This is a genomic window from Brevibacillus parabrevis (assembly GCF_003710905.1).
Taxonomy (GTDB): Bacteria; Bacillota; Bacilli; order Brevibacillales; family Brevibacillaceae; genus Brevibacillus; species Brevibacillus parabrevis.
In genome coordinates, this window is sequence record NZ_RHHV01000009.1 from 55599 (window position 1) to 77084 (window position 21486).

Here is a 21486-nt window from a genome sequence, read left to right on the forward strand (position 1 = left end):
ATTAAGCAGCCGTTCTTTATTTGAATTTATCCGGGTACAGTCCTTCGCCGAGGATTTTCAGCGCGATCGGTGCGCGTACCCCTTCGGAGGCTGCGGACAGTGGCAATACAATCAAACGTTTGTTTTGAATCGCTGGCAAGTCAGCCAGTTCCTTTTTGGCGAGCAAAAACTCTTTCTTCTGATCAATCGTTTTGTCGCCGTAATCCACGACAACGATAACGTCAGGCTTGCGGTTCACGACTTCTTCCCAGCTCACGGTTGCCCAGCCTTTTTGAATGTCGTCAAACACGTTTTTGCCGCCCGCCGCCTTGATCAGGGCAGTCATGTAGTTGTTTGCAGCTGTGAACGGCTGATCTTCTCCGCTATCGTACACAAACACGCTGAGCGGCTTGTCCACGGTACCGATTTTGCTTGTCGTTTGTTCCATTTCCGCTTTCATTTTGCCAATCAGTTCGTTCGCCTTGTCTTCCACGCGGAAAATGCGGCCGATGTTTGCAATGTCAGCGAATACGTCGTCAATAGTCGGGCCCGGCTTGTTGGAAGACTCTTGCAGGTACGATTTGACCCCTGCTTTCTCCAACTCCTCCATCGAGCCTACACCTTTATCGCCAAAGGCGCTTTTCCAGCCTGCATACACAAAGTCAGGGTTGGCAGCCATCAGCACTTCTTTCGTCGGGTACTTGTCGGACAGCACAGGCACTTTGTCGTAGTCAGCTTTCAACTCAGGCAAAATTTGATCGTCCAAATACGCAGTCCCGGCCATTTTGTCAGCCAGACCGAGAGCGAGCATAATTTCCGTCACGTGCTGGTTCATGGTGACAGCGCGTTTTGGTGCTTCCGGATAAGTCATTTCGATGCCGTTGTTGACGATTGTCACTGGCTTGTTTTCGCCAGCGGCAGGCTGAGCAGCTTGCTCCGAGCCTGGCTTGGTAGCAGCTTGTTCAGGGGCTGCCGGTGTTGCGGAACCACACGCAGACATGAGCAGCATGATTGCAGTCACAGACGCGAACCAAAATCCTTGCAAGGCTTTCTTTTTCTTAGGTGTTTTATTCATTTGTTTTGTTACCCTCTCTTCTTTTCATGTTCTCTGTACGATGAAAACAATTGATATGCAAATCGTAATTGTTACGAATTACATCTACACTATACGGAAAGCCGCTCCGTTTGGCAATACAGGAAATGGCATCTCCCCCTCTCCACGTGTTGCTGCCACGATGATACCCATAGAAAAAAGCACCCCCCAGTTTTCCAATCGGGAGGTGCTCGACATACGCAGACATATCTATAGATCCAGCGTTTGTGGAGCGCCTTTTCTAAAGATTGCTTCTACATCTGTCCCATCCTCGTGGGTCGATTGCAAATGATCTCATGGCAGGTCTCCTGGCTCACGAATCAACATGCCTAGTTCCCTTCCCATTTTTCGTCTGGCGAAAAACAGTGGTTGCTGCGCACTAGGCACTCCTCGTTTACAGTGGCGGGACCGCGCCGGATTTTCACCGGACTTCCCTATTAAGCTGGCGGAACCAAACGATTCCAGCCAGCACCATCAGATTCATATGAAATTGTGTGTTTCGTGATCGTTAGCCAATCACAGTCAGTTGTTTCGGGAACTTGCTCAATACTTCCACGCCTGATTCGGTTACGAGCACATCGTCTTCAATGCGCACGCCGCCTACTCCCGGTACGTAAACGCCTGGCTCGATGGTGAACACCATGCCCGGGCGAAGCGTTTCCTGATTTTGACCATGTACGGACGGATATTCGTGCACATCCATGCCCAAACCGTGTCCCAGTCGGTGCATGAAGTATTCGCCATAGCCTCGCGCGGCAATCAAGTCGCGAGCGGTCTTGTCGAGATGGGCAAAAGTCACGCCTGGACGAACCTCTGCAATCGCCGCCTCATTCGCCGCAAGCACTGTCTCATAAATTTCGCGCAGTTGTTCGCTGACTTCCCCGACGGCAAACGTGCGGGTAATATCCGAAACGTAACCATCAGCTGCTACGCCAATGTCAAACAGCAGCAAATCGCCTTCCTGCACCTGGCGCGAACCTGGCGTTCCATGCGGCAATGCCGATTTTTCGCCTGCCAGTACCATCGTGGAAAAGGATGGGCCATCTGCTCCCAGACGCTTCATCTGAAATTCCAGCTCCGCGACAATCTCCATTTCGGTCTGACCGACTTTGAATTTTTTCAACGTCTCGCTAAGCGTATCTTCGATCAGTTGAACCGCATTTTTCAAACGGGCAACTTCATCTGCCGATTTGATCAGGCGCATTTCACGAAGCGGTTCTTCCACATCGGTGTAGCTCTGCGCACCGACGGCTTGTCCCATGGCTTCGAAGCGTTCTACCGTCATGTGGCTTTTCTCGATGCCCAGCTTGGACAAGCCCGCTGGCAACGCCTGCTTGAGAATCTCGTACGGATTGTCCGTATCCGTATGTGTAAGAATCGTCTGAACAAACGATGCTGCCGCCGCCGCTTCCCGATCAAGGGCAGGCACAATCAGCGAAGGCTCGCCTTGGGCCGGAATGATCAGCCCCATAAAACGCTCGTGCGGATCAGTAAAAAACCCGGTCAAATAGTAAACATGCTTGGGAGAAGTGATCAATACCGCGTCTAACTCATGGTTTGCCAAAAAATCGTGCAGCTTCGAAATACGCTCCTGGAACAACTGCGTCACCTTCTCTTTCGACAATATTCTACCCCTGAGAATACCATTTTCCTGCCTAAAAAAGAAGAGAGAAGCGGAAAATTCTCTCATGAATCCTCCAGCATATGCCCAAAGAAAATAAGCCAGCAGACGCGAAAAAAGGGGCAGCCTGGACGCTTGTGTCCCTACTGCCCTTCGCACTACAACTAATTTTTCATCCGTGGATCAAGCGCATCCCGCAAGCCGTCGCCAATCAGGTTGAAGCCAAGTACGGTCAACATGATCGACAGTCCGGGAAAAATAACCGTCCACGGCGCTTTTTGAATGTATTGACGGGAATCGGAAAGCATTTTCCCCCACTCAGGCTCCGGTGGCTGCGCACCGAGTCCAAGGAAGCCGAGTGCCGCCGCTTCAATGATCGCAGTAGCAATCCCCATCGTCCCTGTCACGATGATCGGAGCCAGGCTGTTCGGCAAAATGTGCTGCATAATGATCCGGGAATCTTTCATCCCGATCGCGCGCGCCGCCATGACGAACTCTTCTTCCTTCAAGCTGAGAACCCGCGAGCGAACCAGACGTCCAAAAGTCGGAATGTTGATAATGGCAATCGCCAACAGCGCGTTTTGCAAAGACGGCCCCAAAATCGCGACAATCGCAATCGCCAACAGGATGCTTGGGAACGCCAGCATAATATCAAAAATGCGGGAGATCAGCGTGTCAATCCATTTGCCGTAAAATCCGGCGAGCAAGCCGAGAATCGTTCCGGCGACGACCGAGCCGATGACGGAAAAGGTGCCTACCCACAAGGAAATGCGCGCCCCGTACACGACGCGGCTGAACACGTCCCGCCCGTTGTAATCCGTTCCAAACCAGTGCTCCCCCGATGGCGGCTTGTTTTTCATGACCAGCTCGCCTTCATCGTAAGGATACGGCGCGATCATCGGAGCAAACACAGCGACCGCCACGAAAAACAGGATAATCGCCAATCCGACCATCGCCAGCTTGTTCTTGCGCAACGCTCTCCACGCTTCCCGCCAAGGAGAGACTACTTCTTCATCTTTTACTTTCCAGGTCACAGTCTGTACGTGAGTTTCTGCCATATCTCCTTTGTCCCTCCTCTAGCGGTATTTAATGCGCGGGTCAATGTAAGCATACAGAAGGTCGACCAAGAGATTGATCAGTACGAAAATCGTAGCGATCACCAAGATGCCGGACTGGATCACCGGATAATCCCGGTTTCCGATGGCTGTGAAAATGTAGCGGCCGACGCCGGGCCAGCCAAAAATCGTTTCGGTCAGCACCGCTCCCCCCAGGAGCAAGCCTGTTTGCAGACCAATCACCGTCAACACGGGAATCATTGCATTTTTCAATGCATGCTTGTACACGACCCAGAACTGCGCCAAGCCTTTTGCCCGGGCTGTTCTGACGTAATCCGCACGCATCACTTCCAGCATGCTCGATCGGGTAATCCGGGCGATAATCGCCATCGGAATCGTTCCGAGAGCCACTCCGGGCAGGATCAAATGCTTGACCACTTCCCACAGCTGATCCCACTGTCCAGCCATAATCGTGTCCAGTATATAGAACTGCGTAATGGCCTCTACAGGATTACGCGAATTGTCGCGACCAACGGATGGCAGCCATTTCAGTTCTTGCGCAAAGAACCATTGCTCCATCAAACCTAGCCAAAAGATTGGCATTGAGACACCGATCAAGGCGATCAACATCGCACAGTAGTCAAACCAGGAGTTTTGCTTCCACGCAGACAAAATTCCTGCGTTCACTCCGATAATCACAGCGAAAAGCATGCTGACGATCGTCAGCTCGGTAGTAGCGGCCAAATACGGCCCGATTTCTTGCGTGATGCTTGCTCCGGAATGCAGGGAAACTCCCAAATCTCCGGTGATGATTTGCTTCAAATAGTCAAAGTATTGAATGTACCACGGATTGTTCAAGCCTAAAACTTCCCGTAAATCTTCAATCGCTTTCGGACTTGCTTTCTCTCCCAATATGGTCAGAGCCGGATCACCTGGGATGGCACGGATGATGGAAAATACGACGATGGACATGCCCAGTAGAACGGGGATGAGCATAAAAATTCTTCGGATGCTGTAGGATAGCAATGCCATCTCCTCGCTTTCCTTACAAAAAAATAATGGCTAGGTGCAAAAAGAAAGGGTAAGAAGAGGTTTTCTCCTCTTACCCTGCTTGGCTTTCACATTCCATCCGGTTTTACTGGAAGTCAACCTTTTCCAGACTCTCGGAGCCTTTTGGATGCGGCTTGTAGTTGATGATGTTCGCTTTGGCAGCCAATGCTGGCGTAGAGTGAGCCAGTGGCACCATCGGCACGTCCTTGAAGATCAGCTCTTGCACTTGCAGGTACAGCTTCTCGCGCTCTTCCTTGGTCGTAGCGGACTGAGCAGCCATCAAGAGCTTGTGCGCATCTTCGTTTGCCCAGCGCGTACGGTTGTTTCCGCCGATGTTGTTTTTATCCAGCAAAGTCGCCAGGAAGTTGTCCGGGTCGCCGTTGTCGCCGGTCCAACCGAGCATGAACATTTCTTGCTCGCCTGCTTTTGTTTTTTCCAGGTAAGTCGCCCATTCCATCGTCACGATTTCAGCTTCTACTCCGATTTTTTTTAGGTCTTGCTGGATTGCCTCGGCAATTTTCACGCCATCAGGCATGTACGGACGAGCAACTGGCATTGCCCAGAACTTGATTTTGAAGCCGTTCGGGAAGCCTGCTTCGGTCAAAAGCTGCTTCGCTTTGTCAATGCTAAATTCACGATCCTTGATGTTGCCGTTGTGGCCCCAGATCGATGGTGGCATTGGGTTCACAGCCGGTTGGCCAAGTCCTGCAAAGAATGCTTCGATGATAGCTGGCTTGTTGATCGCGTATGCGAGTGCTTCACGAACTTTTGGATTGTCGAGTGGCTTTTTCTCCACGTTGAAACCGACGAAGCCGATGTTCATGGATGGACGCAGGATCAGTTGCAGATCCTTGTTGTCTTTTACCGTTTGCGCGTCATCCGGGTTCACACCGTCCATCATGTCGATTTCGCCAGAGGTCAGTGCTGTCAAGCGAGCCGTGTTTTCAGGGATAACCTTGAACACGAGTTTGTCGAGTTTAGGGAAACCAGCGTTCCAGTAGTCAGGGTTTTTCTCCAGCGTAATGGTGTCATTGCGCTTCCACTCTACGAACTTGAACGGCCCGGTTCCTACCGGATTTTCGTTGAATTTCTCAGGTCCCATATCCTGTACCGCTTTTGGCGAGGCAATCGCGAAGCAGGACATGCCCAGGTTTTGAATGAATGGCGCGAGCGGGCGGTTCAGGGTGAACTTCACCGTTTGCGCATCTACCGCTTCTACAGACTTGATGACATGGTTTTCGTCGCCTTTGTAGCCGCCGAACATGTCGTTGTAGTATTCGAAGCCTTCTTTGTTATGTTGCGGATGGCTCTTGTCGCTCCAGCGCTCGAAGTTCCATTTTACGGCTTCTGCATTAAAATCGGTGCCGTCATGGAATTTGACTCCACTGCGCAAATGGAAAGTGTACGTCAAGCCGTCCGGAGAAATTTCCCACTTTTCCGCCAGAGAAGGAACAACTTCTGTGCTTTCTTCGGCGTAACCTACCAGTGTATCGAACACGTTTTCCGTCACCTTGAACGATTCGCCATCGGTTTGAGCGATCGGGTCGAGACCGACTGTATCGCCGCCGCGGCCTACGATCAATTGCTTAGGCCCCGATTTGGCTGGCTCAGGTGCTGGAGTCGCTGCCGGAGTTTCTGTCTTTGGCTGTTCTGCCGGCGCTTGTGTCGTTTGAGAACCGCTGCATCCAGCAAGCAACATGCCCAGAGCCAACAGGCTGGTCATGGCTGCGGAGAGAACTCTCTTCTTCATGAAAACATCCCCCTCTTCTAAAATGAAAGCATGTTACATTAATCCATCATCATCCGTGTCGCTCCTGCCTCGCATCCCCCCTTTAAAAAGGCTTCCTTTTCATCAGGCGGTCATCCTCGTGTGCGGCTTTACTGTTTGTACAGATGACAGGCCACAAAATGTCCATCACCCACGTCCTGAAAAGCGGGACGAGTTGAGCGGCATTCTTCTGTCACGTGGGGGCAGCGAGTATGGAACGTACAGCCGCTCGGCGGATTCGCCGGGCTTGGCACGTCACCTTGCAAGATCACCCGTTCCCGTACATCATCCGGGTCCGGAGTCGGCACCGCAGACAATAGTGCTTTTGTATAAGGGTGGAGCGGGTTCGAGTAAAGCTGTCCGCTCGTCGTCAATTCGACAATTCGGCCGAGGTACATCACACCCACCCGATCGCTGATGTGACGCACCACGCTCAAATCATGGGCGATAAACAAGTAGGTGAGGCCCATTTCCTTTTGCAAATCTTGCATGAGATTGAGCACCTGCGACTGAATGGACACGTCAAGCGCGGACACAGGCTCATCCGCTACAATCAGCTTGGGGTTGAGCATGAGCGCTCTGGCGATGCCGATCCGCTGGCGTTGCCCGCCGCTGAACTGGTGCGGGTAGCGCCTCGCGTGGTAGCTGCTCAGCCCCACGACTTCCAGCATTTCCTGCACTCTTTTTTTGCGCTCGGAACTCGTCCCGATTTTATGTACGACAAGTGGCTCTTCCAGAATCTTCTCAATATTGTGACGAGGATTCAGAGAGGCGAACGGATCTTGAAACACGATCTGCATATCGCGCCGCATTTTGCGCATCTCATCTGTGGAAAGTGCTGTAACGTTGACACCGTCAAACGTGATTTCGCCTGCGGTAGGCTCAATCAGCCGAAGCAGCGAGCGTCCCGTCGTGGACTTGCCACAGCCGCTCTCTCCGACCAATCCGAGCGTCTCCCCGCGCTTGACGGCGAACGAGACATCATCGACGGCCTTCACCACACCTACTTCCCCGCCCAGGACGCCACCTGTGATGGGATAATACTTTTTCAAGTTTTTTACGACGAGTAGTTCTTCTGTCAACGGGCATGCTCCTTTCGGGTTATTCACTCAGCCAGCAGCGGGAAAAATGGTTGTCTCCTACCGCTTTGAGCTGCGGCATTTCGCTGCGGCAAAGGTCTGTCGCCTGATCACAACGAGGTGCAAAGCGGCATCCGACCGTGAGCGAGCCTGGGATCGGCACATTCCCCGGAATCGAGTAGAGCCTTTCCTGCGACTCTTCCAGCTTCGGCAAGGAATTGAGCAGCCCTTTTGTGTACGGATGTTTGGGCTTTTTCAAAATGGTGCGGACATCCCCTTCTTCGATGACATTGCCCGCGTACATGACGACAACTCTGTGGCACATTTCGGCAACCACGCCCAAGTCATGGGTGATGAGCAAAATCGCCGTCTGCGCTTCCCGGTTGAGCTGCCGCATCAAGTCGAGAATTTGCGCCTGAATCGTCACATCGAGAGCCGTCGTCGGCTCGTCCGCAATCAAAAGCTCCGGATTACAGGCCATAGCCATGGCAATCATGACACGCTGTCTCATCCCGCCGGAGAGCTGGTGCGGGTATTCATCGACAATCGCTTCGGCTCGCGGGATTCCCACTTTTTTCAACATGTCGATGGCGCGATCCCGCGACTGTTTTTTGCTAGCCTTTGTATGTAATCGAATGGCCTCGCCGATCTGATTCCCGATCGTGAAAACGGGGTTCAGAGATGTCATCGGCTCCTGGAAAATCATCGCGATTTCATTTCCGCGTATGTCTCTCATCCGCTTTTCATTGGCTGTTACGAGGTCTTCCCCTTTGAACTTGATTGTTCCCCCGACGATTTTTCCCGGCGGATTGGGCACCAGCTTCATGACAGACAGGGAAGTGACGCTTTTTCCACAGCCTGACTCGCCGACTATGCCCACTACTTCTCCTTTGTTAACCGTGATCGTCACGCCATCAACGGCAGGGATTTGGCCGCGGTCCGTGAAAAAGTGCGTTTGCAGGTTTTCAATTTGCAGGACAGGATCTGACACGTGGCTCACCTCTCTTACCGATATATTCAGTAGAAAAAGATCTATCAGTAGACATTATGCCATTAATACAATTTTTTGGCAACACAATAAATTCTAACTATTATATTTTTACTGACTATATAGAATATTCTCCTTCACCTTCTCCATTTCCTTCCAGAAAATGTTTTTGAAGCCCACATCTCAGACACAGTCTGCGTTATGCCGTTTGGGACATCTTGTCCGAGCCTGTCCATGCGCACAAAAAAAGCCCGTTTTGGCGGGCCTTTTGTCACTGGGGCTTTGTACACCCCTTCTTTTTGCGCGTAAACAAAATCTATGGCTCGAAAAAACTTCCTACCCAATCGACAAACATTTGCGCACCGTTTTTGATGCTGTCACCCAGTGTCAGTCCCACCCGGCTCACGTAATTGACCATTTTCTCCGGCCCGGCAGTCTGGACCTGCTTGCCCATCACCGCGATTTCCATCTGGCCTTGATCCACTTTTTTGATGTAAAAGGTTTGCGCCTTTTCTTCCGGCACACCGCTTACTTTGGATATGCCCCGCTCCGCCGTTTGCAGCCCAAGCACCACACCGATCAAAAGGACGACCAAAAGCCCCGTCAGCTTCACCGTCACGTTCATGCCCATCACCTCTTCGCAGGCTCTTGCGATTCCGTTTTGCTTACCTTCTCAGCCTGCAAGTAATAAGCGGCAAAAACATCGGCCAGCGCCTCCGCCGTATTCAGGCTTTCCTGCAACGTATTTCCCGTTCCACCTATTTCCATTAACATGCTTCCCGAAGAGATGGACTGATTATACTCGCCGTGATCGGTTTTTCCGCCTTTTTCCATCACTCCGCGTGACAGCTCAGGGTACATTTTCTCCATCAGATTGTGCAGGTCTGTCGCAAACGCTTCGTTCTTCTCGTAGCTTTTGTTGCGCTTGCCGATGACGAACATGACTCTTGCGTATGTTTTGCCTTTGATCGTTACGGTAGTAGTTTCGCGCGGAGCCGTGTCGCGGTGCAGGTCGAAAAAGTAGTGCAGCTCGCGATTTTTTTCCACGGCAGCCTTGACCACCTGCAACGATTGGGCGTATGACAGGGCGTAGTCCATTTTCTTGTTCAACAGTTGCTGGTAAATGTCGTCCTTGCTAACCTCCGAGCCGATCCCCCGCTCGTTCAGTTCTTCGCTCAGACGCTGGCTGACCAAAGAGATGTTTCGCGTAGGATGATCGACAGCCGTTCCTACAGGCTTTGTCTCACTAAACCACGACTCGCGGTTGTGCGAATTGTAGACGAACACGATTTTCTTGCCGCCTGTCGACACCGGCTTTGCTACCGGAGCCGGAGCGGGCTTCTCTTCTTCCTGCTTCGCCGCTTCTTGTGTCGCTGGCTCTACAACCGGAACGAGCTGGGAAGTATCCGCCACTCGCGTTGGGTACTCTACGTAAAAATCAGCCAACGACGCACCTTTTCCCTGAACGACAAAGCGGGCGTCTTCTGTCGTTACCATCCCCGGCAGCTCTCTGCCAAGCAGACTGCGCAAATCTCCGGGTTGAATGTTCGTCGCGAGCTGAAAAAGAAAGCCCGTCACGCTGTTGGATCTGGCATCGCCCGAAGCTTGCACGGTGGCAGACAACGCTGGAATCTCCTGCCCCATCCAGTTGAGTATCGCCAGGCTCGATATATGCGAAGCCGCCTGCTGGATGGCGGAGGAGGTGATTGCGAGGCGATTTCCTCCCAGCGAAAACACACCCGTCATGACGAACAAAAAAGCGGTTATGAATGAAAGAACAGCGAATTGGCGTTGGACTAGGGTCGCCATCAGTCTCACTCCTCTGGCTGTAGCATGGACAAGCACGCATGCTTTCTTTCACGCTTGTCTATGCTTTAGCCTATGAGCCTCATAGAGACGATAGAACCCTTTTCTAGCTCAACTCTCCCAATCTAGTTATTTTCATCCTTCAGCCGTCTAGTGAGTGTAGGCGGCGCTATTATCTTCATTCACAGCCTGATGCAGAGATCGATTCAAGCCTGTGGCAATCACATTGGCAACTCCTTCAATGAAGTCATCCACTTCTTTGGGCGTGACGACCAAATCTTGCCCCAGCGGCCGCAGCACTTCGTGGATCAGTTGCCGCTTTTCTTCTTCCGGAAGCGATCCGACCAGCCCCATGAACGTCTTGCGTGATTCCATATCAGGCAAATCATCCTCCGTATACGGTTCCTTGCGTTCGGGAACGGTACTCAGCGACAGCTTGTTGAACGCTCGCTTGCTCTCGACCATGGATTGTCCAAAATGCCCGAGCAAATACGTAATCGCGTCGTTGACGATGGTAGAAGCAAAAACAACGGTCGGCACTCCGACCGCAATGACCGGAATCCCGAGAGTAGCCTGATCAATCGATTTTCGCTTGTTGCCCACGCCTGAGCCGGGGTGTATGCCCGTGTCGGATACTTGAATCGTCGTGTTTACGCGATGCAGAGCGCGAGAGGCCAGCGCATCGATACAGATGACGAAGTCCGGCTTGCTTTTTTCTACGACCCCAAACACGATCTCGCTCGTCTCGATCCCGGTAATGCCCAAAACACCCGGCGACAGGGCACTGACCTCGCGATAGCCTTCACCCACTGTTTCCGGCGCCAGCTTGTACAAGTGGCGTGTAACGAGCAGATTTTCCACCACCATCGGGCCGAGCGCGTCCGGGGTCACATTCCAGTTGCCGAGCCCCACGACGAGCGCTTTCTTGTCTTTCGTGATCCCCATCTGTTCCAGAAAAGCGGCAAACTCCATCGCGAATCGCTTCGCCACTTGCTCTTCTATGGAAGTATCGTTGTCGCGCAGCTTTGGTACTTCCATCGTCAAATAGCGCCCCGGCAGCTTGCCGATTTGCTTGCCTGCCGCTTCGGTCTGCACGTGCAGTCGCGTCACTTTGATATTCGGCTCACTGTCGTCTGCTTGCAGCCAAATGCCTTCGATGTTGCTTTCGTTTTGCTGCTGGGCCAGCTCGTGAGCCTCCACCGCCAGATCGGTTCGAATCGAGTAGCCTGACAAATCAATGTTGTGCGCCATGTTCCATCGACTCCCTTCACGAAGTAAAAACGGCCATGACCGTTTTCTTCCTGCTACTAGGTTGCTTGAATCCTTTATTTTTATTCCGAATCCTTTCTTGCAAATGGTGTTGGCGCATGCTAGAATTACTTTGTTGTATGACTGTATGTCTATGGTCGTCTAAGGAGGTGACACACATGCCAAACATTAAATCCGCGATTAAACGCACCAAAACAATCGAAAAGCGCCGCGCACACCGTGCTTCTCAAAAGTCTGATCTGCGCACTTCCATCAAGAGCTTTGAGAAAGCTGTCGCCGCTTCTGATGTAGCATTGGCGAAATCCACTCTTCTGGTGGCTGTGAAAAAGCTGGACAAGGCCGCTTCGAAAGGTCTCATTCATAAAAACGCAGCAAACCGTCAAAAGTCTCGTTTGATGAAAAAGCTCAACGTTCTGAGCGCTCCTGTAGCGTAAGAGACCAGCCGAAAAAACCCCGCGAACAATTTGTTCATGGGGTTTTTTTATTGGCTGATTGACCCTAGGCACTACCCGGTCGTCCGCTGCCGCTCTGCATGCGCCCGCGCAACAAACAGCTCCAGGGCAAGCCGCTTGTCCACTTGTCCGGACTTCATGCGAAAATCTTCTTCCGCCAAAATGTGCAGCAGCTTTTTCAAGGAATCCTCGGAAAAATGCCGCGCCTGCTCTATCGCTTTTTTCACCGCATACGGATGCATCTTGATCATCCCGGCCATTTGCTGTTGCGAGTAACCGCGCGGTGCCAATTGCTTGACATGCAACAGCATGCGGAACTGTCTGGCCAGCAAGGCAATCAGCTTGATCGGCTCCTCGCCCGTCTTCATGCAGTCGTACATCATGCGCAATGCCCTGTCCAGCTTGCCTGACGCTACTTGCTCAATCAGCCCGAACACGTCCTGCTCCAGCGTCCGTGCGCCAAGCATTTCGATTATCTCATCCGTAATGCTTCCCCCGACGCCTACATACAAGGCCAGCTTCTCCACTTCCTTGTCCAGAAGCCGCAATTCTTGCCCTACGCGTTCCACCAGCTTCATCGCCTGCTGACGTCCGATTTTGGCCTGATACTTGTCCGCTTGCCGTTCCACCCAACCGTACAAGTCAGCATCTTTCAGCAACGGAAACGGAATGACTTTTGCTTTTTGTTGCAGCGTTTTGACGAGCTTTTTCCGTTCGTCCAGCTTCTCTGACTCCGTATGTAAAATCAAGGTCGTATACGGAGGCGGATTTTGCAGATACCCCAGCAAGGCATCCGGATCGCTTTCCACTTTCGTCTGCGGCTTGCTCCCCGTCAAAAAATAAGCCTGTCTGGCGATAACCAGCCGATGCTCGCCCAAAAACGGCAACGTCTCCGCGTCTTGCAAAATGTCTGTCAGCCCCGTCTCCGTGCAATCGTATACGCTCATGTTCAGATCGCGAAACTGCGGATCAATCATCTGATTTTTCGCCAGTGTCAAAAATTCTTCGGCCAGAAATGCCTCCGGGCCATACAACACATAGACCGGCGAAAATTGCTTTTGCCTGATTTCCCGAATCGCCGAGAGGAGTGGCATGCCTGTTCCCTCCCTTTCCTTGCTCTTTCCTGCGTAATTATAGCACAAAACGCTCACCGTGGTTTGCTGTTCGTTGCTCCAGGCACAATCAATCGGCCGCCTGCTTTTTGCGAGCCTGCAACCGCGTTCATCGGTGCAGCAGATGGCGAACCAGCCGCAAGCAGCGATTTTGAACAGAAAAAAACCGCTACCTGTTCGGTCGGCAGCGGTTTTTCCATCCGTTGGCACCTCTATGTAAACGTTCAGGGAAAAGCCCCGGGATTCCTCCTCCCCAAACGGTAAGCAGGGGGTGCTTGATAATGTACTTTACGCACGAATCCCCTTAGTGGTGCCAGTCCCGTTTGAAAAACCACGTTTGCATGTGCAAAGCAGGAGAGACCTTTTTATCAATCGTCGTTCTCTTTATTGCTCTCCCGCTCTTCCTGCTTGTTGTCTTTCTTGTTGTCTTTCTCCTCGTCCTTGTCCCCGTCATCTTTTTCACGCGCAGACTTGTTGTCATCTTCGTCCGATTTCTCTTCCAGTCCAACCGGGAATGACGGTGGCTTATCCTCTGTCACTACTACAGGCTTTGGAACATTTGCGGGCGCTTTATTTGGCGGAGTCGCATTAGCAGCAGGCGGCTTGGCAGGTGGCTTATACTCGGTCTTTGCTGGTGGTTTGTGTGTTTGTTTCTTCGGTGGCGCCTTTTCGGACTTCTTCTCCTCTTCCTTTTTATTCAATGGAGATGGATTAGTGCTTGGAGTAGGAGCTTCCGGGCCGTAAACAACCGGATCTTTCGTCACGACAGGCGGTGTGCTGTCCGCACCATTTTGAAACGCATCCGGCTGCAGCGGCTTTTCTTCACTCCCCGAAAACAGCACGCCAACCAGCAAGCAGGCAGCAACTGCCGTACTGCCAATACCAGCCAGCCACACTTTCACTCGCTTCCACTTTTTCGATTCCGCCAGGGAAGACGACTTGCGCTTAACTTCGAGAGTAGGCAAGGATTCCTCAAGCACAGCAGATTGCACAACCGCAGGCTTCGCTGCGGCGGATTCCAGACGCGGCAGAATCGAATCTACAATGCTGATTGAGGGTACGACAGGGGGCAACTGCTCTAGCTTTTGCGACACAGTTTTCAGACGGTTGTACATAAGTTGCAGGTCAGCATCTTTTTGGATGAGGTTGCGCAGCACTTGCTGTTCTTGCACTGACAAATCCCCATCCAGATCCCGCTGCATGCATTCCCAAATTTCTTCGTTGGTCATCAACCGATCCCCCCTTTCTGGTAGTCGTACAACAGTTCCTGCAACTGTTGCCTAGCCCGAAACAAATACGATTTTACCGTGTTAAGCGGCAAATCCAATGCTTCCGCGATTTCCTGGTAAGACAAGTCTTCCAGATAGCGGAGAACTACTACCATCCTGTACTGCCTAGGCAGTTTTCCGATGGCTTCCTGGATGTCGTTTGACAGTCCGGTGAGAAGGATTTCATCTTCTACGTTGTTTCGATCAGGTATGATCAGCTCGTGTTCGTCGATTGAGACCGTTTCCTTCTTCGCGCGAAATTTATCCATACAGACGTTGCTGACGATGCGTTGTACCCAGGTCGAAAACTTCGCCTTTTCCTGATAAGTGTCCAATTTTCGATAAATGCGTATGAGCACTTCCTGAGCCGCATCGAGCGCGTCCTGTTCATTTCCCAGAATGTAATAAGCGCTTCGGTAAACGGAGGTCTCAATGGATCGAAGCAGCTCGACAAGCGCATCATGATCCCCGGTTTGCGCCAGCCTGATCAATTCTGCTTCCTGCATAATCTCCTCTCCCCCCTACAGACGGGTCGCTCATATAAAAGGTTGCAACCATGTTATGTATCCAATTGTTGGGTCTTCCAAATCAGTCCCGCAGACGAGATAATCAGCGTAACCGCCCCTTGCTGATCCGTTCGGTAAACGGCAGCACCGCAGCTTTCCAGACGATGCAGTACCTCGCTCGCAGGATGTCCGTACCGATTGTTCACGCCAACCGAAATGACCGCTGCCTCGGGAGAAACAGCTGCCAGCAGTTCGTCGGTACTGGAGCTTTTGCTGCCGTGATGGGCGACTTTCAAAACGTCGACGGGCGTCAAGCCGTTTTGCACAAGGACCGCCTCTCCGTCCTTTTCCACATCTCCCGTAAATAAGACCGTTTTGTTGTATGCCGTCAGCTGAAGCACGACGGACGCATCATTGCCGCGAAGAGTCGTTTTTCCAGGATGAAGCCATTTCCATTCGATTTCCGGCCCATCCGACCACACCTGACCAGGGGTGCCAGTCGTAATGGGAACGCCTTTTTGCTGGAACATCTGGAGAATCTCCGTCTCTTTCTCCTCCGGTGTTGCAGCATTCACCATCACTTCTCCAAAAGAAAAGCGGGGCACCAGCGCTTTCATTCCACCGATATGGTCCCAATCGCCATGCGTCATGATGACACGATCAATTTTCTCAATCCCGCGCGACATCAGAAACGGGAGGACGACGTCTTTGCCCACTTCAAACGGGTCGCGCTTTTCCATCCATGGCTCCGCTGCCGGATGGCGCATTGTCCCACCCGCATCCATTAAGTATACCTTCTGATTGCCAATTTCGACAACGATGGAATCCCCTTGCCCGACATCCAGGAACGTGATTCGCACTTCATCGCTGCCTGCGAACGGTTGTCTCGCCGCCGCCAAAAGCCCGAGAAATAAGGCCAAACAGAGCACGACGTCGCGTTTCCGATGAAAACCGAGCTTCCACAAACTGGGCATGCTCCCGAGAAAACAGGCATACAGGAGGAGCCACCACCATTCCGGATGCGGCCAGTAGGTAAATGGAATCAGCCACTGATCCATAGCCAGGAGCGGTTCGTGTACCCAGCTGAGCAAATGGGTAGCCACCCAGACAGGGAGCGTCGCCAGCGCCGGGTGAAGCAAATCAAGCACGATCGCCGCATATCCGAGCGGCAAGACAGAAAAAGACAGCACAGGCGTCACAATCAGATTGACCAGCCAGGAAAGCGGAGAAAACTGGTGAAAATGGTACAGCAGAAACGGAAAAGAGACGAGCTGGGCGGAAACCGTCACAGCCACAAGTGTTCTGATCCACGCAGGCACGCGGACAGCTACTTGCTGGCTGTACGGCACAAACAAAATAAGTCCCAGCGTAACGGCAAAAGACAGTTGGAAGCCGACATGCCACAACTGATACGGATTCGTGGCGAGCATGCCGAGGAGCGTGCCTGCCCAAATCTCTTTTCCATCCAGTCTTTTCCCCACGACCTGACAGACAAGACCTACTCCTCCCATCAAGCCGGCTCGCACAGCGGAAGCACTGGCGCCAACGAGCAGTACGTAACCCACAAGCAGCAAGACCGTCGCACATAGGCTCCAGCGACGGCTGACGCCCGCTTTTTCCAGCGTCCACAAAAACATCGAGGTCACCAGTGTCACATGCAAGCCGGATATGGCGAGAATATGGCTCAGGCCCAAATTGGTGTACATGGACGCAAGCTGGGGCGTCACCTCCTGACTGACCCCAAGCAGCAACGACTTCATGTATCCCGCCGTTTCTTGATCGGGAAACAAGCGGTCAATCCGGCTCGCTCCCGCCTCCTGCCACTCCTGAAAGCTCCCCCATACGCTTGCCGCCGCCTCTGTGCGCACCTCGCCAAATGATGTGTCGCCTGTGACGTGTACCCCTTGCCAATGCAAATAGCGGGCATAGTCAAAAGCGTGCGGGTTACGCGCCCCACTCGGCAAAGCCAGCCGGACAAAAGCCGTCAGCTGGCTGCCCGTCCGCCACGTTTCAATCGCAGCTGCTTCCTCAGCCGTACCTAATTGGACGCGAAGAACTATTTTTTCGTTACTGGCAAGCGGACGCAACCGCTCTTTTTCCTCCCCCCATTCGCTGATGGTGGCAAAAAAACGGGCAGCATCGCCGTCCCGCTTGACGACAGAAGCAATCTCTCCACGAACCCAGACAGCCGCTTGCTGTTCAGCTGATGGTTTCAGCGTGGACGCATGGAGAATCTCGTACCCATAAAAATAGAGACCTGCTAGAATAGAGAGGAAGCAGTAAAAAGCGAGCCGCCTTCGGTAGACAAGCGGAAGAAACGCCAAGACTGCTGCCCATGCGCCGAGAACGCCCGCCATCCAAAAGGGCTGGACGTAGGCAGCCAGGAGAAAACCGCTCATTACGGCCAGACTAGCGCCCCAAAGTGACATAGTCTCTCCCTCCGTTCTTTGTCGAACTGTTCTTTTCTTTAGGAGAGTATATCCCTTGGCGTGCGGACAAAAATAGAAGAGACGAGAGTCCTTTTTCCTTAGGCTGTACGACTGTTTTGCGTACAGTCCCAAGCATTCAGAAGAGATTGCGCCAGCTTGCGATACGTGATAGAGTTAGCAGGAGCAATCCAGTGAGAGGAAGAGTCATTTCATATGTGTGGAATCGTAACACTCTACAACAAGCGGCAAATGCCAGTTAGGCAAGAAGCGATCAGCGCGATGACCGGTATCATCCTGCACCGTGGTCCAGACGACGATGGTTTTCATCTCGAAGACAACATCGCCCTGGGCTTTCGTCGTTTAAGCATCATTGACGTGGAAGGCGGGCATCAACCGCTGTTTAACGAAACACGTGACATCTGGATTATTGGCAACGGTGAAGTGTACAACTACAAGGAATTGCAACAATGGTTAAAAGACATCGGTCACGTTTTCCATACCGATTCTGATATTGAAACCATCCTGCACCTCTACGAGGAGGTAGGAACAGAAGCACCTAAACATTTGCGCGGCATGTTCGGCTTTACCATTTACGACTCCCGCAAAAAACGGTTGTTCGGCGCACGCGACCACTTCGGGATCAAGCCGCTCTACTACGTGGAGACGCAAGATTCCATCGGGGTCGCCAGCGAAATCAAAAGCTTGCTGGAGATTCCTGGATTTACGCGCGAAGTAAACCACAACGGTTTTTATCATTACTTGACTTTCCAATACGTGCCTGATCCGGAAACGATGTATCAAGGCATCTATCGCATCCCGCCAGCGCACTCGTTCATCGTCGAAAACGACCAGATCAAGCTGGAACGCTACTGGGACGTGGAGTTCAAGCCGGATGAGAGCAAGCCGTTCTCGTATTTCGTCGAAGGAACCCGCGATGTGATGATGGAGTCGATCGACAAGCACCGGATTAGCGAAGTGCCGCGCGGAGCTTTCCTCTCCAGCGGCGTCGATTCCAGCAGTATCGTCGCCATGCTGCGCACCTTTGAGCCGGTGAAAACTTTTTCCGTCGGATCAGACATCCCTGGCTACAGCGAGCTTGATTTCGCCAAGCGCACGGCTGGCTTTTTGGGAACCGAGCACTTCGAGCGGGTAATCAACGCCCAGCAATACATGGACGAATTGCCGCGTCTCATCTGGCATCAGGATGAGCCGGTGGCAGACCCTTCTGCGATCTTGCTCTACTTCGTTGCGCAAATGGCAAGTGAGCACGTCACTGTCGTCTTGTCTGGCGAAGGTGCCGACGAATTTTTTGGCGGGTACAACATCTACAGAGAACCTAGCTCTCTCAAAATGTTTTCCGGCATGCCGGGCTGGATGCGCCAGTCCATCGGCTACATGGCCCACCGCCTGCCTGATCAGGTAAAAGGGAAAAACTTCCTCATCCGCGGTTCGAAAACGGTTGAGCAACGCTTTTTCGGAAACGCCCTGATCTTCAGCGAAGAGATGAAAAGACGCGTCGTGATGGACGACATCGCACGCTCTGAATCGTACGTCTCGCCGTTTACGATCACCGAGGACATTTACAAGCGCGCCTCCCAGTACGATGATGTAACGAAAATGCAGTATCTGGACATTCACACTTGGCTGCGCGGAAACATTTTGATGAAAGCCGACAAAATGACGATGGCCAACTCCCTGGAGCTGCGCGTTCCGTTCATCGATCTGAAGGTGTTCGAATTTGCTGCGACCATTCCGACGAAGTACAAGATCGCCAACGGCACGACCAAACACGTTCTGCGCGAGGCGATGAAAGACTTCTTGCCGCAGGAAATCAAATCGAAGAAGAAACTGGGCTTCCCGGTTCCGACTCGCCATTGGCTGAAAAACGAGTTTTACAAATGGGCCAAAGAGATCATTTTCGAATCGAAGGTCGACAATTTGATCAACAAGGCTTACGTGCTCTACATGCTTGACGAGCATCGCGAAGGCAATGCCGACTACAGCCGCAAAATCTGGACGATTCTCGTCTTCATGCTGTGGCACCAAATTTTCATCGAGCAAAAATATACGTTTGATCCGTATGTGAGTCCAAACGTAGACATTCGCCGCAAAAAAAATTCCTTGCAGCACATCGGTTAACTTAACCGGCAAGGAGCGAATGAAAAAAATTTGCAGACCCTCTCTTACTTTTCGTAGATTGTGACTAGAGCGATTTCACAATCACGCGCGGGGTAAGGGAGGGTCTTTTGTCATGCTTCTCGATTGGTGGGAACGTTATCGCCGTCTCATTCTGGTCGTTGCGGCCATCGCTTTTTTGGCGCTCAGCTTTTGGCTTTATCAGCGAGACAACCGCGAAGGGACCGTTGGCATGCCGATCGCTGCGTCTGCCTATGCGCAGGGCGCAGCGGAGCCGAAAGTGCCATCCGTTGCCACCACGCCAGCGGAGCAAAGAGCCGCACCTGACGCGTCGGTGCCTGCTTCGGCTTCGGCTTCGGCTTCGGCTTCCAGGCAGCTTGCGGCCGGGGCGGCACAAGAGCAAGCTGCTCCGTCTCTTTACGTCGACGTGAAAGGAAAAGTGAAAAAACCGGGGCTGTATCGCTTTGCGCCTGGCAAGCGGGTCGCAGATGCGATCGAAGAGGCTGGCGGAGCGCTTCCACAAGCAGACCTCGATCAAATCAATCTGGCTCAGCCACTCGCTGACGGCACCGCCTTGATCATCCCGGCAAAAGGCAGCAGCGGCACTTCTCCCCTGCCCGGCGTAGGCTTGCCCTCCCCCGCTTCTGTCCAGGTGGGCGTGAATGGTGCTCCAGGTGCGGGGAGCAGCAAGCAACCAGGCAAAACGGTCAATCTCAACTCGGCCACAGTCCAGGAGCTGATGACGTTGCCTGGAATCGGCGAGTCGCGGGCAGCAGCGATCCTGGAATACCGCACACAAGTCGGTCGTTTTCGCTCGGTCGACGAGTTGAAAAAGGTATCGGGGATCGGGGCCAAGATGTTCGAGAAGATCAAAGACCACATCGTTGCGCAATAAACGATCATCCGGTCATGATTGGCAAAATTGCCACATAGAATGGGAAAAGAATATCGGAGGGAGGTATGCCCATGGATAAAATCGGGTTCATTGGTACGGGCAGCATGGGCAGTATCTTAATTGAAGCATTGCTGTCCGCCAAAGCGCTGTCTCCCAGCCAAATGATCATCACCAATCGCACAATCGAAAAAGCCGAACAGCTCGCAAAGCGGCTTGGCGGGCTGGCGGTCGCTCATAGCAACGCAGACTTGGCCAGAGAAGCCAACATCATCGTGTTGTGCGTCAAGCCGCTGGAATACAGCGAGCTGCTTGCCCAACTCGCCCCTGTTTTGACGGAGGGACATCTGTTCATCACCATTACCAGCCCGATCAAACTGGAGCATCTGGAATCGAAAGTGCCATGCGCCATCGCCCGGGTCGTGCCCAGCATTACCAATGCCGCACAAAGCGGAGTCAGTCTATGCGAGTTCGGGTCGCGGGTTAGCGAGGAGCAACGTCATTACATCCGCAATCTTTTCGCCCACATCAGTACCCCGGTCGAAATCAGCGAACCGTTTTTGCGCATCACTTCGGACATCGCCAGTTGCGGCCCTGCTTTTCTCAGCTACATTTTGCAGCAGATGATTCAAGATGCCGTGGAGGAGACAAACATTTCTCCAGAGGCTGCTACGTATTTGACCTCGCAAATGCTAATCGGCGTGGCTGACTTGCTTCGGGAAGAAAAATTTACCCTCCCTTCCTTGCAGCAACGGGTCTGCGTCCCGGGAGGCATCACCGGGGAAGGTTTGATTCCTTTGCAAAGTAAGTTTCCAGGCATTTTCAGAGAAGTATTCCAGCGCACACGAGCGAAATTTTCCGAGGATCAGGAACTGCTTGACCGTTACTTGAATGAGCAGCCGCAGTAGCTTGCATATGTGCTGATCGTTGCACAGGTCGATAAAAGATCGCGTGACGGGTACGCTTGACCCGGGCGCGTGACA

General features: G+C 52.5%; 19 protein-coding genes and 1 riboswitch. Of the genes, 4 read left to right on the forward strand and 15 right to left on the reverse strand.

Annotated elements, in window-relative coordinates; all coding sequences use genetic code 11:
* Nucleotides 1–16 precede the first annotated feature (16 nt).
* The 10 genes from EDM60_RS11500 to gpr form a co-directional block, all read right to left on the reverse strand.
* Complete coding sequence (locus EDM60_RS11500; RefSeq protein WP_122964114.1) at nt 17–1054, reverse strand: ABC transporter substrate-binding protein; 1038 nt, start codon at nt 1052–1054, stop codon at nt 17–19.
* Nucleotides 1055–1353: 299 nt separating this feature from the next.
* Nucleotides 1354–1563: riboswitch (cobalamin riboswitch) on the reverse strand.
* Between the two features lie 17 nt (nt 1564–1580).
* Nucleotides 1581–2672 (reverse strand): M24 family metallopeptidase, encoded by a 1092-nt coding sequence (locus EDM60_RS11505; protein WP_341867778.1) that lies wholly within the window; start codon nt 2670–2672, stop codon nt 1581–1583.
* A 185-nt stretch (nt 2673–2857) separates the two neighbouring features.
* The gene (locus tag EDM60_RS11510; RefSeq protein ID WP_122964116.1) at nt 2858–3751 is read right to left on the reverse strand and encodes an ABC transporter permease; all 894 of its coding nucleotides are present in this window, start codon (nt 3749–3751) and stop codon (nt 2858–2860) included.
* An 18-nt stretch (nt 3752–3769) separates the two neighbouring features.
* The gene (locus EDM60_RS11515; RefSeq protein ID WP_122964117.1) at nt 3770–4780 is read right to left on the reverse strand and encodes an ABC transporter permease; all 1011 of its coding nucleotides are present in this window, start codon (nt 4778–4780) and stop codon (nt 3770–3772) included.
* A gap of 103 nt (nt 4781–4883) precedes the next feature.
* Nucleotides 4884–6548, reverse strand: a complete 1665-nt coding sequence (locus EDM60_RS11520) for an ABC transporter substrate-binding protein (protein WP_122964118.1) — start codon at nt 6546–6548, stop codon at nt 4884–4886.
* A 128-nt stretch (nt 6549–6676) separates the two neighbouring features.
* On the reverse strand, nt 6677–7648 hold the full coding sequence (locus EDM60_RS11525; RefSeq protein ID WP_122964119.1) for an ABC transporter ATP-binding protein: 972 nt from the start codon (nt 7646–7648) through the stop codon (nt 6677–6679).
* Nucleotides 7649–7667: 19 nt separating this feature from the next.
* Nucleotides 7668–8636 (reverse strand): ABC transporter ATP-binding protein, encoded by a 969-nt coding sequence (locus EDM60_RS11530; RefSeq protein ID WP_122964120.1) that lies wholly within the window; start codon nt 8634–8636, stop codon nt 7668–7670.
* 313 nt (nt 8637–8949) lie between these two features.
* A complete protein-coding gene (locus tag EDM60_RS11535) occupies nt 8950–9258 on the reverse strand; it encodes a DUF3679 domain-containing protein (protein ID WP_063231364.1) in 309 nt (102 codons plus the stop codon).
* A gap of 5 nt (nt 9259–9263) precedes the next feature.
* On the reverse strand, nt 9264–10442 hold the full coding sequence (locus EDM60_RS11540; protein ID WP_122964121.1) for a stage II sporulation protein P: 1179 nt from the start codon (nt 10440–10442) through the stop codon (nt 9264–9266).
* Between the two features lie 147 nt (nt 10443–10589).
* Nucleotides 10590–11690 carry a GPR endopeptidase gene (gene gpr / locus EDM60_RS11545; protein WP_122964122.1) on the reverse strand — a complete coding sequence of 367 codons (1101 nt, stop codon included), beginning with the start codon at nt 11688–11690 and terminating at the stop codon, nt 10590–10592.
* A 176-nt stretch (nt 11691–11866) separates the two neighbouring features.
* Between gpr and rpsT the strand changes: the two genes are divergently transcribed.
* Nucleotides 11867–12142, forward strand: coding sequence for a 30S ribosomal protein S20 (gene rpsT, locus EDM60_RS11550; RefSeq protein ID WP_005833151.1), 276 nt, complete (start codon nt 11867–11869; stop codon nt 12140–12142).
* Between the two features lie 71 nt (nt 12143–12213).
* On the opposite strand, the gene holA is transcribed toward rpsT, so the two are convergent.
* From holA to EDM60_RS11570, 5 genes are all read right to left on the reverse strand, one after another.
* A complete protein-coding gene (holA, locus tag EDM60_RS11555) occupies nt 12214–13254 on the reverse strand; it encodes a DNA polymerase III subunit delta (protein ID WP_122964123.1) in 1041 nt (346 codons plus the stop codon).
* Between the two features lie 53 nt (nt 13255–13307).
* Entirely contained in the window at nt 13308–13472 is a 165-nt protein-coding gene (locus EDM60_RS28565) for a hypothetical protein (RefSeq protein ID WP_167470281.1), read from the reverse strand.
* A 168-nt stretch (nt 13473–13640) separates the two neighbouring features.
* A complete protein-coding gene (locus EDM60_RS11560) occupies nt 13641–14501 on the reverse strand; it encodes a hypothetical protein (RefSeq protein WP_122964124.1) in 861 nt (286 codons plus the stop codon).
* Nucleotides 14501–15046: an RNA polymerase sigma factor gene (locus tag EDM60_RS11565; RefSeq protein ID WP_063231360.1), complete on the reverse strand. Its 546-nt coding sequence runs from the start codon at nt 15044–15046 to the stop codon at nt 14501–14503. Before EDM60_RS11565 ends, EDM60_RS11560 begins: the two co-directional genes overlap by 1 nt.
* A 53-nt stretch (nt 15047–15099) precedes the next feature.
* Nucleotides 15100–17475, reverse strand: coding sequence for a DNA internalization-related competence protein ComEC/Rec2 (locus EDM60_RS11570; RefSeq protein ID WP_122964125.1), 2376 nt, complete (start codon nt 17473–17475; stop codon nt 15100–15102).
* 213 nt (nt 17476–17688) lie between these two features.
* Here EDM60_RS11570 and asnB point away from each other — a divergent pair, with 213 nt between their 5' ends.
* The 3 genes from asnB (at nt 17689) to comER (ending at nt 21411) form a co-directional block, all read left to right on the forward strand.
* On the forward strand, nt 17689–19614 hold the full coding sequence (gene asnB, locus EDM60_RS11575) for an asparagine synthase (glutamine-hydrolyzing) (RefSeq protein WP_122964126.1): 1926 nt from the start codon (nt 17689–17691) through the stop codon (nt 19612–19614).
* A gap of 112 nt (nt 19615–19726) precedes the next feature.
* Complete coding sequence (locus tag EDM60_RS11580; RefSeq protein ID WP_122964127.1) at nt 19727–20506, forward strand: helix-hairpin-helix domain-containing protein; 780 nt, start codon at nt 19727–19729, stop codon at nt 20504–20506.
* 71 nt (nt 20507–20577) lie between these two features.
* Nucleotides 20578–21411 carry a late competence protein ComER gene (gene comER / locus EDM60_RS11585; RefSeq protein WP_122964128.1) on the forward strand — a complete coding sequence of 278 codons (834 nt, stop codon included), beginning with the start codon at nt 20578–20580 and terminating at the stop codon, nt 21409–21411.
* Nucleotides 21412–21486: the final 75 nt, after the last annotated feature.